This is a genomic window from Pseudomonadota bacterium (assembly GCA_013285445.1).
In the GTDB taxonomy this organism is placed as follows: Bacteria; Pseudomonadota; Gammaproteobacteria; order Xanthomonadales; family Wenzhouxiangellaceae; genus Wenzhouxiangella.
Window position 1 is genome coordinate 2,894,841 of record CP053448.1, and the last position, 17,948, is coordinate 2,912,788.

14 protein-coding genes are annotated in these 17,948 nt (G+C 64.1%); 8 read left to right on the forward strand and 6 right to left on the reverse strand.

Going from position 1 to position 17,948, the window contains the following annotated elements:
* Positions 1 to 3 precede the first annotated feature (3 nt).
* A complete protein-coding gene (locus HND55_12975) occupies positions 4 to 1,068 on the reverse strand; it encodes a GlxA family transcriptional regulator (protein QKK04106.1) in 1,065 nt (354 codons plus the stop codon).
* Positions 1,069 to 1,338: 270 nt separating this feature from the next.
* Between HND55_12975 and HND55_12980 the strand changes: the two genes are divergently transcribed.
* The 8 genes from HND55_12980 (at position 1,339) to HND55_13015 (ending at position 12,879) form a co-directional block, all read left to right on the forward strand.
* On the forward strand, positions 1,339 to 3,093 hold the full coding sequence (locus HND55_12980; GenBank protein QKK03493.1) for a formate--tetrahydrofolate ligase: 1,755 nt from the start codon (positions 1,339 to 1,341) through the stop codon (positions 3,091 to 3,093).
* A gap of 3 nt (positions 3,094 to 3,096) precedes the next feature.
* Positions 3,097 to 4,347 (forward strand): sarcosine oxidase subunit beta family protein, encoded by a 1,251-nt coding sequence (locus HND55_12985; GenBank protein QKK03494.1) that lies wholly within the window; start codon positions 3,097 to 3,099, stop codon positions 4,345 to 4,347.
* Positions 4,348 to 4,630: 283 nt separating this feature from the next.
* The gene (locus HND55_12990) at positions 4,631 to 4,915 is read left to right on the forward strand and encodes a sarcosine oxidase subunit delta (protein QKK03495.1); all 285 of its coding nucleotides are present in this window, start codon (positions 4,631 to 4,633) and stop codon (positions 4,913 to 4,915) included.
* 1 nt (position 4,916) lies between these two features.
* Positions 4,917 to 7,928, forward strand: a complete 3,012-nt coding sequence (locus HND55_12995) for a sarcosine oxidase subunit alpha family protein (protein QKK03496.1) — start codon at positions 4,917 to 4,919, stop codon at positions 7,926 to 7,928.
* The gene (locus tag HND55_13000) at positions 7,921 to 8,550 is read left to right on the forward strand and encodes a sarcosine oxidase subunit gamma (protein ID QKK03497.1); all 630 of its coding nucleotides are present in this window, start codon (positions 7,921 to 7,923) and stop codon (positions 8,548 to 8,550) included. The genes HND55_12995 and HND55_13000 overlap by 8 nt, the downstream gene beginning before the upstream one ends.
* Positions 8,547 to 10,985 carry a GcvT family protein gene (locus HND55_13005; protein ID QKK03498.1) on the forward strand — a complete coding sequence of 813 codons (2,439 nt, stop codon included), beginning with the start codon at positions 8,547 to 8,549 and terminating at the stop codon, positions 10,983 to 10,985. Before HND55_13000 ends, HND55_13005 begins: the two co-directional genes overlap by 4 nt.
* Before the next feature lie 174 nt (positions 10,986 to 11,159).
* A complete protein-coding gene (locus HND55_13010) occupies positions 11,160 to 11,909 on the forward strand; it encodes an electron transfer flavoprotein subunit beta/FixA family protein (GenBank protein ID QKK03499.1) in 750 nt (249 codons plus the stop codon).
* Positions 11,910 to 11,946: 37 nt separating this feature from the next.
* A complete protein-coding gene (locus HND55_13015) occupies positions 11,947 to 12,879 on the forward strand; it encodes an electron transfer flavoprotein subunit alpha/FixB family protein (GenBank protein ID QKK03500.1) in 933 nt (310 codons plus the stop codon).
* 357 nt (positions 12,880 to 13,236) lie between these two features.
* Here the strand turns inward: HND55_13015 and HND55_13020 are convergent, their stop codons facing one another.
* From HND55_13020 to HND55_13040, 5 genes are all read right to left on the reverse strand, one after another.
* Positions 13,237 to 14,484, reverse strand: coding sequence for an aminomethyl transferase family protein (locus tag HND55_13020; GenBank protein ID QKK03501.1), 1,248 nt, complete (start codon positions 14,482 to 14,484; stop codon positions 13,237 to 13,239).
* Between the two features lie 197 nt (positions 14,485 to 14,681).
* Positions 14,682 to 15,602 carry a bifunctional methylenetetrahydrofolate dehydrogenase/methenyltetrahydrofolate cyclohydrolase FolD gene (gene folD / locus HND55_13025; protein ID QKK03502.1) on the reverse strand — a complete coding sequence of 307 codons (921 nt, stop codon included), beginning with the start codon at positions 15,600 to 15,602 and terminating at the stop codon, positions 14,682 to 14,684.
* 36 nt (positions 15,603 to 15,638) lie between these two features.
* Positions 15,639 to 16,313 carry a 5-formyltetrahydrofolate cyclo-ligase gene (locus HND55_13030; protein ID QKK03503.1) on the reverse strand — a complete coding sequence of 225 codons (675 nt, stop codon included), beginning with the start codon at positions 16,311 to 16,313 and terminating at the stop codon, positions 15,639 to 15,641.
* Positions 16,297 to 16,776 carry a gamma-glutamylcyclotransferase gene (locus HND55_13035; protein ID QKK03504.1) on the reverse strand — a complete coding sequence of 160 codons (480 nt, stop codon included), beginning with the start codon at positions 16,774 to 16,776 and terminating at the stop codon, positions 16,297 to 16,299. The genes HND55_13030 and HND55_13035 overlap by 17 nt, the downstream gene beginning before the upstream one ends.
* Before the next feature lie 138 nt (positions 16,777 to 16,914).
* Positions 16,915 to 17,913, reverse strand: coding sequence for an HD domain-containing protein (locus tag HND55_13040; GenBank protein ID QKK04107.1), 999 nt, complete (start codon positions 17,911 to 17,913; stop codon positions 16,915 to 16,917).
* Positions 17,914 to 17,948: the final 35 nt, after the last annotated feature.

Sequence of the window (17,948 nt, forward strand, 5' to 3'; positions counted from 1 at the left end):
ACACTACCCCATCGCCAGCTTGCGCTCCTCGCGCGGCGACTTGCCGTACATCTCCTTGTAGCACTTGGAAAAATGCGAGGCCGAAACAAAGCCACAACGAAGGGCAATATCGAGGATATTCATATCGCTCTGGTAGAGCAGATGTCGGGCCCGATCCAGGCGCATGCTCAGGTAATAGCGGGCCGGCGACTGGCCGATGTGGGCCTCGAAAAGCCGCTCCATCTGACGTCGTGAAAGGCCGATGTATTCGGCCAGTGCCTCCAGGCTGAGCGGTTCCTGCAGGTTGGCCAGCATGATCTCGATGGCGGAAATCACCTTGTTATTCTGGATTCCCAGCCTCGCCTGTAGCGGCAGTCGCTGATGATCATGCGGGTTGCGCATGCGATCGATCAGACATTGCTCGGAGACGGCCCAGGCCAGATCCTGACCGTGCTCTTCGCGAATGAGGTAAAGCATCAGGTCAAGCGATGCGGTCCCCCCGCCACAGGTCAGAACACGATCGTCGACCTCATAGAGATCGGCCGACACGTCGACGTCCGGAAAGTGCTCGCGAAACAGGTTGAGCTTTTCCCAGTGAATGACGCACTTGTGGTGCCTGAGCAAACCGGCGCGCGCAAGCACATAGGCACCGGTACACAGGGCACCGATCCGGCAGCCCTGAAGCTGTTGAACGCGCAGCCAGCTCTCGGCCGCCTTGTCGCTGAAGTTCTGCACGCCCAGCCCACTGACCACGAAGGCATAATCGAAAGCCACATCCTTCCCGGGCGTAATGCGACTTTCCGCGGCAGACTGGTCAACGCAGATCAACGTGCCGTTGCTGGCCTGCACCTGGCCGCCCTCGGTGCTGATGATGGCCCATTGATAGAGCTGACTCTTGACGACCCGATTGGCAAGACGCAGCGCCTCGATTGCCGAGGCAAAGGCGATCATCGAGAAGTTGGGATAGAGGTAGAACGCGATGAATCTGGCCCGCTGCAGGCTGGCCTTTCCGGTACCCAGGCGCGCCGACAGGCTCTTCGAGCCCGTGCCCCTGCGCGACTGTCGAACTTCAGCTCCCGGCTGCGACATCCATTCGATCTCCAGACCCTTCAAGGGCATTCGTCGGTACCGGGCCGCAACGACCCGGCCGTTGAACAGGTCACCGGCAGCGCCCGGTGCAGGGTCCGGTTTTCGGTACTCGACCGCTGCCGCAGCACGCCGGCATCCTCCGTTCGGGTCAGTATGAAGAATTGCGCACGAAGTCGCAAATAGAAAACAACGTGTCGCCGGCGGACGGCACTGGCCGACCCGGGTGTGACAGATTACAAGTACACGAGCATCCACACATGAGGCGGCGACATGACCCAGGAAGCAGCCAACCACCAGGTATTCAGCCTGGCCCAGGAAGTCGCAGGCATTGACGCGCCAGCCGAGGCCCACAAGGTGATCAGCGATATCGAAATCGCCCGCAGGGCCGACAAGAAGCCGATCAAGGAGGTTGCCGAGCAACTCGACATTCCGCCGGAAGCACTGCGTCACTACGGTCACCATATCGCCAAGATCGACGATACCTTCCTGCGTGAGCTCGCGGACCGACCGCATGGCAAGCTGATTCTGGTCACGGCCATCACGCCGACCCCGGCCGGGGAAGGCAAGACCACGACCACCGTCGGGCTGGGTGATGGTCTGTCGCGCATTGGCAAGAAGTCGATGATTTGCGTGCGTGAGCCCAGTCTCGGTCCCTGCTTCGGAATGAAGGGTGGTGCAGCCGGCGGCGGCTATGCCCAGGTCGTTCCGATGGAAGAGATCAACCTGCACTTTACCGGCGACTTCCACGCCATCTCGACGGCGCACAACCTGCTCGCCGCCGTGCTCGACAACCATATCCACTGGGGCAACGCGCTCGACATCGATGTGCGCCGGGTGACGTGGAAACGCGTGATGGACATGAACGACCGCAACCTGCGCCATATCGTCTCTGGGCTGGGCGGGGTCGGCAACGGCTACCCGCGAGAGACCGGTTTCGATATCACGGTCGCATCCGAGGTGATGGCGATCTTCTGTCTGGCCCGCAACCTGCGTGATCTGGAAGAGCGGCTGGGCAACATCGTCGTTGGCTACAGCCGGGACCGCGAGCCGATCACCGCGCGCGATCTCAAGGCGCACCGGGCCATGACCGTGCTGCTCAGGGACGCGCTGTTGCCGAACCTCGTCCAGACCCTGGAGAACACCCCGGCCTTCATTCACGGCGGGCCATTCGCCAACATCGCCCATGGCTGCAACTCGCTAATGGCAACCGAAACCGCGCTGCGACTGTCGGATTACGTCGTTACCGAGGCCGGCTTCGGTGCCGACCTGGGAGCGGAGAAGTTCTTCAACATCAAGTGTCGCAAGGGGGGTCTGGAACCGGCGGCCGCAGTGCTGGTCGCCACCGTGCGGGCGCTGAAAATGCACGGCGGAGTGACGGCCAGGAACCTGGCAAAGCCCAGCGTGGACGCGGTCAGCCTGGGCCTGGAAAACCTCGGCCGCCATATCGAGAGCCTGAAGCGGTTCGGCGTGCCGGCGGTGGTGGCTATCAATCACTTCAGCGGCGACACCGAAGAGGAAATTGCCTCGATCACCGGATTCTGCGAGCGCCTGGGAGTCAAAGCCTTCATCTGCAGGCACTGGGCCGAGGGCGGCCACGGCACGGAGGAAATGGCCGCCTGCGTCGCCGAACTGGCCGACAGTGGACAAGCCCGCTTCCGCCCGCTGTATCCTGACGATACACCACTGCTCGACAAGATCTCGACGATCGCCACCGAGCTCTATCACGCCAGCGGCGTCAGTGCACCGGCCCGCGTGGTGCGCCAGCTCAAGGAGTGGGAGGACGTCGGCTACGGCCATTTGCCGGTGTGCATGGCCAAGACCCAGTACAGCTTTTCAACCGACCCCAATCTCAAAGGCGCACCGGTCAACCACGTCATTAACGTCCGCGAAGTGCGGCTGAGCGCCGGTGCCGGATTCGTGGTGGCCGTTTGTGGCGACATGATGACCATGCCCGGACTGCCGCGCGAGCCGGCTGCCAACGTGATCGGCCTGGATGATGCCGACCAGATCATCGGCCTGTTCTGAGTCATGAAGCGCTACTCCGCGCTAACGCTGCTTCGCCACGCATTGACGGGCCACAGAAACTGGCCGCGAGTCTGGCGGCATCCCGAGCCGAAGCGCGAGTATGAGGTTGTCATTGTCGGTGGCGGTGGCCACGGTCTGGCCACCGCCTACTACCTGGCCAGGGAACACGGCATCACTGACGTGGCCGTGCTCGAAAAAGGCTGGCTCGGCGGCGGCAACACCGGGCGCAACACCACGATTGTCCGATCGAACTATCTCGAAGACGCCAGCGCAAAGATGTACGACCACGCCCTCGATTTGTGGCGGACACTCAGCCAGCAGCTGAACTACAACGTGATGTACTCCCCGCGCGGCGTCATCAATCTCGCCCATGAACAGAACGAGGCCCGGGACATCAGGCGCCGGGTGCACGCCAATCGTCTCAACGGCATCGATTCGGTGTGGCTGGACGCCGACGGCGTAAAGGCCGTCTGTCCGATCATCGATATTTCCCGCGACGTTCGCTACCCGATCCAGGGCGGCAGCTACCAGAAATCGGCCGGCGTGGCACGCCACGACGCGGTGGCCTGGGGTTATGCCCGCGGCGCCGATGAGCGGGGCGTCGACATCATCCAGCAGTGCGAGGTCACCAACATCTTCCGCGAAAACGGCGCGGTCACGGGCGTGGATACGACCCGCGGCAGGATTCGGGCGAAGAAGGTCGCTATCGTTGCCTCCGGGCATACCTCCGTCCTGGCCGGCATGGTCGGACTGCGCCTGCCAATCGAGTCTCACCCGCTGCAGGCGCTGGTCTCAGAACCGCTCAAACCGGTCATGCCCACGGTGGTCATGTCCAATCTGGTACACGTGTACCTGAGCCAGTCCGACAAGGGTGAACTGGTCATCGGCGCCGGCATCGACGGCTACAACTCCTATACCCAGCGCGGCGGCTTCAACATCGTCGAGGAGCAGCTTTGCGCGCTCAAGGAGATGTTCCCGATCGTCAGCCGGGTGCGCATGATGCGCCAGTGGGCCGGCATCGTCGACGTGTGCCCGGATGCCTCGCCACTGATCTGCAAGACGCCGGTCAAGGGCTTTTACGTCAACGGCGGCTGGGGCACCGGCGGCTTCAAGGCCACGCCCGGCTCCGGCCACCTGTTCGCCCACACCATCGCCCGAGACGAGCCGCACCGGAAAAACGCTGCGTTCTCGCTGGAGCGCTTTTCGACCGGCGCGCTGGTCGCCGAGCACGGCGCCGCGGCGGTCGCGCACTGAAGGTTCAGCCAATCATGTTCGAATCTCGCAACACGCAAGAACCCCGATCGCATCCGACCGGGATAGCGCCAACCGGAACCCCGGTCGCCCAGAAGTGGCTCAATGCCGGCCGGATCGGGTGGCGATCACTCGCAGAGGGCCTCGCCACGCGTCGAACCGAAGCGAGTGATCGCCATCCGATCCGGCCACGAAGTCGCCACAGTCACCATTCATCGCAGCATGGCGTATTCCGAAAAAACAACGTCTCGTGCGCTGTCCAAGCCTCGATTGAACGAGCGCCTGTATGTTCCTGATTGAGTGCCCCTGGTGCGGTAAGCGCGACCAGCGCGAGTTCAGCTGCGGCGGCGAAGCGCATATCGTGCGGCCGACCGACAGCGAAACCATGAGCGACGAGCAGTGGGCCGACTACCTGTTCATGCGCAGCAACACGCTCGGCGTGCACGCAGAACGCTGGGTGCACGTGCACGGCTGCGGCCAGTGGTTCAACGCGCTGCGCAACACCGCCACCGACGAGTTCGTGGCGGTCTACCGCATGGATGAAACGCCGCCAGGGGCGCACGGAGACTGACATGCAATTCTCCCGCCAGGAAAACCGGCTCAAGAGCGGCGGCCGTATCGACCGCGAGCGATGCGTCGAATTCACGTTCGACGGGCGGCGGCTGACCGGCCATCCTGGCGACACGCTGGCCAGCGCGCTGTTGGCCAACAACGTCCATCTGGTCGGACGCAGCTTCAAGTACCATCGGCCGCGCGGAATCCTGACCGCCGACGTCACCGAGCCCAGCGCACTGGTGCAGGTCGGGCCTGATGAAACGATCACCGAGCCCAATCTGCGCGCCACCCAGGTCGAGCTTTACGACGGTCTGGTCGCGCGCTCGCAGAACGCCCGCCCGGCGCTGAACTTCGACCTGCAATCGATCAACGACTGGTTCTGGTCACTGCTGCCGGCCGGCTTTTACTACAAGACCTTCATGGCCCCGGCGGCGCTGTGGAACTTCTATGAACGAATCATCCGGCACGCCGCCGGCATGGGGCGAGCGCCGGCCGGCCCGGATCCCGACCGCTACGAGCACCGCTATCAGACCTGCGAGGTCCTGGTGGCCGGCGGCGGGCCGACCGGATTGATTGCCGCCGAGGCAGCCGCGCGAACCGGCGCCCGCGTCATCCTCGCCGACGAGCGTGACCGCTTCGGCGGCCGTCTGCTTGACGAGCCGGCAACCGATGACTGGATCGCCCGGCGTATCGCCTCACTGGCCGAGCGCGACAACGTCACGCTGCTGTCGCGCACCACGGTGTTCGGCGCCTACCATGACGGCTTTTTCGGCCTGGTCGAGCGAGTGACCGATCACCTGCCGCCAGCACAGCGGCCGCAGCACGTCCCCAGACAGCGTTTCTGGCAGGTGCGGGCGGCGCGAGCCGTGATGGCGACGGGGCTGAACGAGCGTCACCTGGTGTTCCACCTCAACGACCGGCCCGGCATCATGCTCGCCGGCGCCGTGCGCAGCTATCTACACCGCTACGGGGTGCTCCCCGGTTGCCAGCCGGCTGTGCTGACCAACAACAACAGCGCCTGGCAGACCGCCTTCGACCTGGCCGAGGCCGGGGCGACAGTCGCGGCGATCATCGATACCCGCCCAGAGCCGCCGCTGAGGCTGGTCGAGCGGGCCCAGTCAAAGGGCATCCGCGTGCTGGCCGGACACACTGCCGTGGGCACCTGCGGCCGCGGTCGTATTCGGGCCGTCGAGGTCAAGCCGGTCGGCGCTAACGGCCAGCCCGGACGCGGTGGCGAAGCCCTCCGTTGCGATCTGCTGTGCGCTTCGGGCGGCTGGAACCCGGTGGTGCATCTGTTTTCGCATCTGCAAGGGCCACTTCGATTCGATAAAACCCTGGCCAGCTTTGTGCCGGCTGCGGCCGAGCAACGCGGCCTGCATCCGACCGGGGGTGCGCGCGGTCTGTTCGACTTGACCGAGGCACTGGTCGATGCTGCCGATGTCGGTCTCGCCGCGGCGCGCGCGGCCGGCTTCGACGGACCGCCGCTGGCAATCCCGGCCGCCCCCGGAACTCCAGCAAACCGACTCGACCTGGAGCCGGCCTGGGAGCTGCCCTCGTCGGTACCGGACAAGAACAAGCGCGCCTGGGTCGACCTGCAAAACGACGTCACCGCCAAGGACCTGAAGCTGGCGCTGACAGAGGGCTACCGCTCGGTCGAGCATGTCAAGCGCTACACCACCACCGGCATGGGCACCGATCAGGGTAAAGTCGGCAACGTTACCGCGCTGGGCATCCTGGCCAGCCAGCAGCAACTCGACGTGCCCGAGATCGGCTTTACCACCTTCCGGCCACCCTACTCGCCCGCGACCATCGGCACCCTGGCGGGGCGCAACACCGGCGAGTTCCTCGCGCCGGTGCGCAAGACGCCGATGCACGACTGGCACGAAGCACACGGTGCGGTGTTCGAAGACGTCGGCCAGTGGAAACGCCCGTTTTGCTACCCGCGTGACGGGGAGAGCGAACACGCTGCCGTGCAGCGCGAGGCGAGGGCAGTGCGCGAATCGGTCGGCGTGCTTGACGGCTCGACGCTGGGCAAGATCGACATCCGCGGCCCCGACGCGGCCGAATTCATCAACCGCATCTACACCAACGCCTGGCTGAAGCTGGCGCCGGGCAAGTGCCGCTACGGCCTGATGCTCGGCGAGGACGGCATGGTGATGGACGACGGCGTGACCGCGCGCATCAGCAAAGACCATTTCCACATGACCACCACCACCGGCGGCGCAGCCAGGGTCATGGCCTGGCTGGAGGAGTGGCATCAGACCGAATGGCCGAGGCTGAAGCTGCGCATGACCTCGGTCACCGACCAGTGGGCGGTGGCCAGCATGGCCGGGCCGAATTCGCGCCGGGTGATGGAAAAGCTCGTCGATGATATCGATGTATCCAAAGATGCCATGCCGTTCATGGCCTGGACCTCGGGTCATGTCTGCGGCGGCGTTCCGGCCCGCGTGTTCAGAATCAGCTTCTCCGGAGAACTGGGCTTCGAGATCAACGTGCCGGCGCGCTACGGGCTGGCGCTGTGGCGAGCGGTGATGAGCGCCGGTGCCGAGTTCGACATCACGCCCTACGGCACTGAAGTCATGCATCTGTTGCGCGCCGAGAAGGGTTTCATCATCGTTGGCCAGGACACCGACGGCACCATCACGCCACTTGATCTCAACATGGACTGGGTGGTGAGCAAGAACAAGGACTTCATCGGCCGCCGCTCACTGTATCGCGCCGACATGCTGCGTGAAGACCGCAAGCAGCTGGTCGGGCTCTACCCCGGCGATCCGAACCTGGTGCTCGAGGAAGGCGCCCATGTGCTCGAGCCGGGCGCGACCACGACGCCGCCGGTACCGATGCTCGGTCATGTGACCTCGAGTTATTACAGCCCCAACCTCGAGCGCGGCTTCGCCATGGCGCTGGTCGCCGGCGGGCTGTCGCGCAAGGGTGAGCGACTGGTGGTCGACACCGGCGACGGGCGCGCCGAAGTCGAGGTCGTCGACCCGGTCTTTTTCGACCCGGAAGGAGAGCGCCTGCATGGCTGAAGCCACACTCAGGCCGCACAGTCAGCTCGCTGGCGCACTGGCCGAACTGGCCGCGCGGCACAGCGCGGGTGCCGGACCGAGGCTGTCGGAATCACCGTTTGCCGCGCGCCTCATGCTGCGTGCGATCGAACCGCTGGATGCGCTTAACCGGCGCATCGGGCCGCTGCTCGGTCTGGCCCTGGACGACACACCCAATCGCGCAACCGAGAGCGCCAACCTGACCGTTTTCTGGCAGCGCGTCGATCACTGGCTGATTGTGGCCCCGGACGACCGGCGCGAGGCGCTGATTACCGCCCTTGACGACGCGCTGGCCGACGGCGACTCGAGCCTGGTCGACCTCAGCGACTACTACACGACGCTGCTGCTCGAAGGCGAGCGGGCCGTCGACGTGCTGATGAAAGGCTGTTCGCTGGACCTGCACCCACGCGCCTTCGCCGTTGGCGACATGGCGCTGACCCGCCTGGCCCAGGCCGACGTCATGCTGCACCGCAGCGGCGAGAGGCGATATGCCATCCAGATGCGCCGCTCCTTCGCCGAGTACGCGCTGAAGTGGCTGTTCGATGCCGGACTCGAGTACGACATCGGGGTCATTCACGAAAACACGCACGGAGTCGAATCATGAAATCACACGCACGCGTGGTCGTCATTGGAGGCGGCGTCGTCGGAGTCAGCACCCTCTATCACCTGACGCTCAAGGGCTGGTCGGACGTGATGCTGCTCGAACGCCGCGAGCTGGCCTCGGGCTCGACCTGGCACGCCGCCGGGCTGCTGCCGCTTTTCAACATGAGCTACAGCGTCGGCCAGATCCACAAGTATTCGGTCAGACTCTACACCGCGCTGCAGGAAAAAGACGGCCACGAACTCGGCCTCAGGCGCGTGTCCAACATCCGACTGGCAACCACCCCGGACCGGATGGACGAATACCGCCAGTACGCCGGGGTGGCCGAGACCATCGGCGTCAAGGTCGAGTTCCTCACACCAGAGGAGGTTATCGACATCTGGCCGCTGGCCGTGTCCGACGGCCTGATCGGCGCCATTCGGCATCCCGACGACGGCTACATCCAGCCCTCGGACCTGACCCAGACTTTTGCCAGGCTGGCGCGCGCCGGCGGCGCCGAAATCAACCGTGGAGTGACGGTCAAGGCCATTGAGCGCTCGGCCTCGGGTGAATGGACGATCATCACCGATGCCGGCGAGGTCACCTGCGAGCACGTGGTCTCGGCGAGCGGCAACTTCGCCCGCCAGACCGGGCGCATGGTGGGGCTCGACATTCCGGTCATTCCGGTCGAGCACCAGTACATCGTCACCGAACCGCATCCCGACATTCAGGCCCGACACGAACGTGGCGAACCGGAGATGGGCGTGCTGCGCGAGTCCGACGGCTCGTGGTACATGCGCGAGGAAGCCGGCGGTCTGCTGCTCGGCCCCTACGAGAAAGGCGCGCCGGCCTGTTACGTGGATGGTCCTGACCCGGATGCCGAGTATGAACTGTTCCAGGACGACATCGAGCGGCTCGAGCCGCATATCGAGTCGGCGATCAATCGCGTTCCCGCCTTCGGCGAGGCCGGCATCAAACAGATCTACAACGGCGCCATTGCCTACACGCCCGACGGCAGCCCGATCATCGGACCGGCCTGGGACGTGCCCAATTTCTGGCTCAACGAGGGTCATTCCTTCGGCATCACCGCTGCCGGCGGGGCCGGCTGGCAGCTGGCCGAATGGATCGTCGAGGGCGCGCCAACCATTGACATGCTCGGCGTCGACCCGCGCCGATTCGGCCCCTATGCCACGCGCAACTATCTCATCAGAAAAAACGAGGAAGCCTACGAGAACGTTTTCACGACTCACTATCCCGACGAGGAACGACCGGCCGGTCGGCCGCTGAAGACTGCGCCGTGCTATGACCGGATGAAGGCGCTCGGCGCCGTGTTCCACGCCCGCTACGGCTGGGAACGGCCCAACTGGTTCGCGCCGGAAGGCGTGGAACAGAAAGACCACTGGTCGTTCCGGCGCTCGAAGTGGTTCGAGCACGCGCGCAACGAAGCGCAGAACGTGATGAAAAACGTCGGGCTGCTGGATCTGACCGCGTTCGCCAAGGCGCGCATCTCCGGGCCAGGCGCCTGCGAATTCCTCGACCGGCTGGTGGCCAACAAGGTGCCGACAAAAGACGGCCGCATTGCACTGTGCCACGCGCTCAACCAGCACGGCGGCGTGCATTCGGAGTTCACGCTGCACAAGGAAGCCGACCACTGCTACTACGCCGTCTCGGCCGGCGTCTACACCCGCATCGATCACGACTGGGTCAGGAAGCACATGCCCGACGATGGCTCGGTGCGCTTCGACGATCTCTCCACCCAGCTCGGCACGCTGGTCGTGGCCGGCCCGAACAGCCGCGAACTGCTCGAGCGCGTCTCGGCCGACGACTTCTCCAACGAAGCATTCCCCTGGCTGACCGGCCGCGACGTGATCATCGGCATGGCGCCGGTCAAGGCGCTGCGGGTGAACTTCATCGGCGAGCTGGGCTGGGAGCTGCACCACCCGATCGAAATGCAAAACCACGTCTTCGACGCGCTGATGGAAGCCGGCGCCGAGCTCGGCATCAGACCGTTCGGCATCCGCGCCATGGAGGGCATGCGCATCGAAAAGACCTACCGCATGCCCGGCCACGAGCTGTCGATCGAATACGCCGCGCTGGAATCCGGGCTCGATCGCTTCATCAAGCTCGACAAGGGCGACTTCATCGGCCGCGATGCGCTGATCAAATGGAAGGAGCGCGGCTTTGACAACCAGCTGGTGATGCTGGAAGTCCACGACGTCGAGGACGCCGATCCGGTCGGCAATAATCCGATCTACAAGGACGGTGAACTGGTCGGTCGCGCCACCACCGGCGGCTACGGCTATCGCCTGGACCAGTCCTACGCCATTGCCATGGTGCGGCCTTCCCTGGCCGGGGTCGGCACCGAGCTGGAAATGGATATTCTCGGAAATCGTCATCGGGTCACGATCATTCCGGAAAGCCCGTACGACCCCGAGAACCGGAAGCTGCGCGATGTTTAAGGAGTTTCTTAAGCAGTCGGCTTTGGCGATCCTGGCCAGAAGGGGCTGCATTTCGGCGCCCACGGCTTGTCGAACGCCCGCGGTGTCCGGTGCCCTGCTGTGCTTGTCGCGGTCAGGGGCCGCCGGAGCAGCTCGTGGCCTGATGGAATAAGCACCTGCAACAGAGGAACGAACATGAAGATCCTGGTCCCCGTCAAACGCGTCATCGATCCTTACGTCCACGTCCGCGTCAAGCGCGACGAAACCGGCGTGGAGACCGAAAACGTCAAGATGGCGATGAATCCATTCTGTGAAATCGCGCTGGAGCAGGCCGTGCGACTGAAAGAAGCGGGGATGGCCGGAGAGGTCATCGCCGTCTCGGCCGGACCACAGGCATTTCAGGACACACTCAGATATGCCCTGGCCGTCGGCGCCGATCGGGCGATCCATATCGTCCACGAAGGCGATGAACTGCAGCCGCTGGCGGTTGCCAAATTGCTGGCTCGAGTCATCGAGGCCGAGGATCCCGACCTGGTTCTCCTGGGCAAGCAGGCCATCGACGGCGACCACAACCAGACCGGACAGATGCTGGCCGGCCTCACCGGCTGGCCGCAGGCCACGTTCGTATCGAAACTCGAGATCGACGACGGCAGGGCAACGGCCACGCGCGAAATCGACGGTGGGCTGCAGACGCTGATTCTCTCCCTGCCGGCCGTCATCACGGTGGACCTGAGGCTCAACGAACCGCGATTTGCCAAGCTGCCCGACATCATGAAGGCCAAGCGCAAACCGATCGAGCAGCGCACCCCGGACGAGCTCGGTGTGGACATCAGGCCGCGCTACGTGACGCTCTCGGTCAGGCGGCCGCCCGAGCGCCAGGGGGGCGAGCTTGTCGGCAGCATCGGTGAACTGGTCGACAAGCTCAGGGAAGCCGGAACGATATGACTGTCCTGAAACCTGCGCCCCGCATTAGGAAGCTGAAATGAACATGCTGGTTCTTGCCGAACACGACAACACCTCGATTGCCGCCGCTGTATGGCCGACCGTAACCGCCGCGTGCGAGCTCGGCGACAAAGTGCACATACTGGTAGCCGGGCACGACTGTCGCCGCGCGGCCGAGGCGGCGGCCGGCATTGCCGGGGTCTCGAAGGTGCTACTGGCCGACCATGAGCAGTTCGATCACGGCCTGGCCGAAACGCTTGCACCGCTGGTCGCGGAGCTGGCCGGCGACTACAGCCATGTCCTCGCGCCGGCCTCGACCTGGGGCAAGAACATCATTCCGCGCGCCGCCGCCCTGCGCGATGTCCAGCCGATTTCCGATGTTTCCGGTGTTGTCGATGCCGACACCTTCGTGCGCCCGATCTACGCAGGCAACGCCATTGCCACGGTTCGCAGCCACGATTCGATCAAGCTGATCACCGTCCGCGGCACCGCCTTCGAGCCTGCAGCGAAGGGAGGGCAGGCGGATATTGCGGCCATCGAATTCACCCCGCCGCAGGTCGAGGGCATTGCCTTTGGCAGCGAGGATCTCACCATCAGTGACCGGCCCGAACTGACCAGCGCAAGAATCGTGATTTCGGGCGGACGCGGTCTCGGCAGCAGCGACGCCTTCGACAAGCTCGAGCGAGTGGCCGAACGGCTCGGCGCGGCAGTCGGCGCATCACGCGCGGCGGTCGATGCCGGCTACGTCCCCAACGACTACCAAGTCGGTCAGACCGGCAAGATCGTGGCGCCCGACCTGTATATTGCCGTTGGCATTTCCGGCGCCATCCAGCACCTGGCCGGCATGAAGGACTCGAAGGTCATTGTCGCCATCAACAACGACGCCGAGGCCCCGATTTTCCAGATTGCCGACTACGGCCTGGTCCAGGACTGGTCGGAGGCGCTCGACGAGCTGGACAGGGCCTTGGCCTAGTGTACCCCGTCACTCATCTTGTGACTTATAGCGAGTGCCTCAGGGGCCAGATGCAAGGCGCGACTGCGCCGGCATAGTGGGGCTACGTCAAGCAATCGCAACGCCGCAGATGGCCCCTGAGGCACTCGCCCGACAGGGAGCGCCGTACAAGCCCGATCGCGGCGTTGGCGCTCTTGCAAAGTGACCACCCTTCCCGGCGAGCGCCGCCTTGCGCTCGGGCTTGTACGGCGCTCTATAAGTTACAAGATGAGTGACGGGGTACACTAGTCTGTAGCCGGTGCGGCCGCACCGGCCCCGGATACGAAAAAGGCCGGAAAGCTCCGGCCTGTCTCGCTGCAAACATCCCGTCGGCTCGCGTCAGAACACCGCGGCCACCTGGGTAAATCGCGTCGACGGAATTTTCTTCTCCGGATCGAGGAAGGGCTTCTGCACCACTTCGGCGTCGGCGTCACCGCCGTACTTCTCAGGCAGTCGAACGGTCAGCCTGGTGCCCATGGCAGCCAGCTCGGGCGGCACAAAACCCATGGCGATGTTGCTTTCTTTCTGCGGCGCATAGAAGGCACTGGTCACGAAACCGACTTCCTTGCCGGACCCGTCAATGATCGGCCAGTAATCTTCGTTATACCAGGTGATCCTCTCGCCGCCGACGCGCATGCCAACCAGCAGCTGCTCGCGCGGCTCGTTCTTGAGCCTGGCCAGGGCCTGCTTGCCGACGTAGTCGCCCTTGTCGAGATCAACCTGCCAGTCCAGACCCACCTCGAAGGGATTGGTCTCGATATCCATGTCCTGGCCATAAGAGAGAATCCCGGCTTCCAGGCGCCGGATGTGGCTTGGTGCGATGACCATGATGCTGTAGGGCTTGCCGGCCTCGAGCAGGTGGTCCCAGATGGCTTCGGCATGTTCGGTTGCCTCGCGCACGTAAACCTCGTAGCCGACCTCACCCGAGAACCCGGTGCGCGAAATGACCACGCTGACACCGTTGATTTCGGCCTCCATCAACCCGTAGTAGGGCACTTCCAGCACCTTTTCGCCAACCACGTCGACCATCATGTCCTTGGATTTCGGCCCCTGTATCTGCAGGGGCGAAACGTCGATCTCCTTGATCTCGACATCGAACCGCCCGCCGACGTTGATACCCTGCAGCCAGAACAGCACGTCGGTGTCGGAAATCGAGAACCAGAACTCGTCCTCATCCACGCGCAGCAGCACGGGATCGTTGATGATGCCGCCTTGCTCGTTGCACAGAATGACGTAGCGTGCCTTGCCAACCGGTAATTTCTTGTAGGCGTCCCGGGTGATCACGTAGTCGACCAGCTTGATCGCGTCGGGTCCCTTGACGCAGATCTGGCGCTCGACGGCCACGTTCCACATCGACACATGCTTGGTCAGGTGTTCGTATTCCTTCATCAGTCCCCCCTCTTGGGGGCTGGCATAGGCCCGCGGGTGGTACATGTGGTTGTACACCGTGCAGCACCAGCAGCCGGCTTCCAGCGACTTGTGCCAGAACGGTGACTTGCGGATGCGCGTATCAATCAACATGCGCATTCCGTCGTCGCCGCTGTTGCGGGTATTGACGGGAACGTTTCGGTCTTTGAGCTTGATCATGCCTGTCTACCTCGATCTTGAACGATGGCCCGGTTGTCCACCTGAATTGCCGTTTGACATGCGCGCTGGCGCAGGTCACCCGGTCCGCGCAACGTAAGCCTCAAAGAAAGGCTGACTCAGGGTTAATACTAGAGAGCGAAACAAGCACGAACTTGCCCAAAAGCGACACCTGCTGAATGGACCACGTCAGATCTGGATCAAAGCATGCCATGCCGGGCCTGCGCACAGCTGTCCGGATAGATCGAGCGGCGGGCTGCCAGCAGCGTGTTCTTCATCAGCATGGCGACCGTCATTGGACCAACGCCGCCGGGAACCGGCGTCATCCAGCCGGCCTTGGCGGCCACGCTGCCGTAGTCGCAGTCGCCGACCAGGCGATAACCCTTTTTCCTGGATGCGTCGGTCACGCGATTGATGCCGACATCAATGACCACCACGCCTTCCTTGACCATCTCGCCGCGAACCAGCCCGGGTTGGCCGGCCGCCACTACCAGGATGTCGGCCATCACGGTGTGCCGGATCAGATCCCGCGTGAACTTGTGACAAATCGTCGTGGTGGCCTTTCCGGTGCTGTTTTCCCGCGAAAACATCACTGCCATGGGCGAACCGACAATATGACTGGCGCCGACCACGACCGCGTGCTGGCCCTTGACCGGAATGGAGTAATGGCTGAGCAGCTCCAGAATGCCAGCCGGGGTACAGGAACGAAAGGTCGGGCGGTCGATGGAAAGCCGGCCCAGGTTGATCGGATGAAAGCCGTCGACGTCCTTTCGAAAGTCAATATGCTCGATGACATCATGCGACTGAATATGCCCCGGCAAAGGCAGCTGAAGCAAAATCCCGTCTATGTCTTCGTCCTGGTTGAAGCCTTCGATCGTGTCGACCAGTTGGCGGGCCGATACGGTATCGGGCAGGCGGCAGGTGGCCGACGCAATACCCACCTCCCCGCAGGCCCGCGTCTTGGCGCTGATGTACGCCGTTGACGCCGGGTCCGATCCGACCTGAATGACCTGGAGAAACGGTCTGCGATGCCCATCGGCCATCCAGGTCTCGATGTCCTGCCCGACCTGACACCGGATCTTTCCGGCCACCTTCCTGCCGTCGATGATCTTGGCGCCCATGCCTGCTGGTATCCCGCTCAACCTGGGGTCAACCTATCAGACTGGCGTCCGGTCGACCATTCCGTGCGCGACCAGAAACTGTTCTGCTTGCGACGGTGTGACCGGATGCAGTCGCCCGCCCTCGCGCCGCTCGATCCCCGCCTCGGTGACGATGAAGTCGAAGGGGATGTCGTGGGGTTGCGGATCGATGCTCTCCAGCCGCGCGGTTTCATAGCCCAGCCCGATGCAGATCGGACGTGCGCGCATGGCGACCAGGGTTCGATCGAAGTATGCACCGCCGTAACCCAGGCGATAGCCCCCGGCGTCAAATCCATTGACCGGGACCAGCATGACTTCGGGCGTGACCGGCCCGGTGTCTATCGGATAGGGAATGTTGTAGACGCCGCGGGCCATGGCTACACCGGGCCACCATTCACGAAACAGCAACGGGCGCCGCGCCGCCTGCACCACCGGCAGTGCGGCGCGGCTGCCGCCGGCGCGCCAGCGGCGAATAGCAAAGCGCGGTTCGGGCTCGGCCGCAAACGGCCAGCAGAATCCGACCGTACGTCCGGAAACCGGACCGAAACCGGTGGCCAGCCAGTGATCGATGTTCCGGTCACGGTCACGACGGTCGTCCGGTTGCAGTGCCTTGCGCGCGGCAATCAGCCTGGGGCGCTGCGCGCGTCGCCAGCGATCCCATGCCGGCAGTCCGGATTCATCGCCTGTGGTCATTGATCTGCCTGAGCAGCGCCTGCCGGGCCGAGGCACGCTGCGAGTCCGGATCATCAGAGACCGGCTGCCCGGCGAGCCGGCTGACGTAGTCGGCGGGAAAGCCGTGGAAGCGCGCACCCGCAGCAACCAGTTCACGATACCAGCGATAGGGCCGCATCGCACGCGTGGTCCACTGCGACGGCGTCAGGTAGGCCAGCGCCTCCAGGGTCTGACGCCCCATGTCGATTTCGAAACGAACCGTCTCATAGCCGCGGCCGCAGCCTTCGAAATGATCCAGCAGCTCCAGGCGATCACGCTCCACGGCATAGACTGCCGCCCAGGCGGCGTGATCACTGCCTGGAGCCGGGCGCAGGTTGGCCTTGGCCGAGCCATCAGCGCCACGCTTGTCGAAGACCAGTCGCCAGCCCTCCAGGCGCAGCGTGCCGAGTAGCCGGCACGATCCCAGGCGCTGCTCCAGCCGCATCGGGTGAAGGTTGGAGCCGTAGGCAATATAGTGGAGGGATTCAGGGTTCAGGATTCAGGGTTCAGGGTTCAGGGTTCAGGGTTCAGGGTTCAGGGTTCAGGGTTCAGGGTTCAGGGTTCAGGGTTCAGGGTTCAGGGTTCAGACCAGGCCGCGCGGGCGAAACAGCTGGTCGTGCAAATTCAGCGCGTAGCGGTCGGTCATGCCGGCAACGTAGTCGAGCACCTGCGTCAGGGGATCGGCGTCGTTGATGCGGTAGCTGTCGGGAATCTGGTCCGGATGGGCCAGCAGGTGCTCGACCAGCTGGTGAATGACGCCACGGGCCCGATCGTTTTGCGCCTGGGATTCGGGACGCAGGTAGACGCGCTCAAACATGAACTCGCGGAATCGCTGCATGGCCAGCAGCACATCGGCCTGCATCGCCACTCGTCCGCGCTTGCACGACTCATCGATGACTGCCTCGATCATGACGTTGATCCAGCTGCGGCCGTTCAGCGGGCCGAACACTTCGGTGATGCCGAGCGGCAGATCCGCGACGCTGATCACCCCGGCGCGCAGCGCGTCGTGCAGGTCATGATTGAGATAGGCAATGCGGTCGGCGAAGCGGCAAACCCAGCCCTCGGGCGTATGCGGCGGTGGCTTGACCCGCCAGGTATGCGCCCGAATGCCGTCGAGCACCTCCCAGCTCAGGTTGCGCGGCTCGAGCACCTCGAAAATGCGCACGCCCTGAGCCGAATGCAACCATTCGCCGTCGGCGACGTAGTCTGACAGCGCCGCCTCGCCGGTATGCCCGAACGGCGTATGGCCACAATCGTGACCCAGGCCGATGGCCTCGGTCAGCACCTCGTTTACGCCCAGGGCCACGGCCAGCGCACGCGCCACCTGGGTGACCTGCAGCGTGTGGCTCATGCGGGTGACGAAGTGATCGCCTTCCGGATTGATGAAGACCTGGGTCTTGTGCTTGAGCCGGCGAAAGGCCTTCGAGTGCAGGACGCGGTCGCGGTCACGCTCGAATTCCGTGCGGTAGGGATCGGGCGCCTCGTCGAGCGCACGGCCGCGACTGTCGACCGAACGCGTTGCCAGCGGCGAGAGCTCGCGTTCGCGCGCCTGGCGTTGTTCGCGCGTGACCGCGCCCAGCATCGGTCGCTCGGTGATCGCTTTCATTCTCCCAGTTT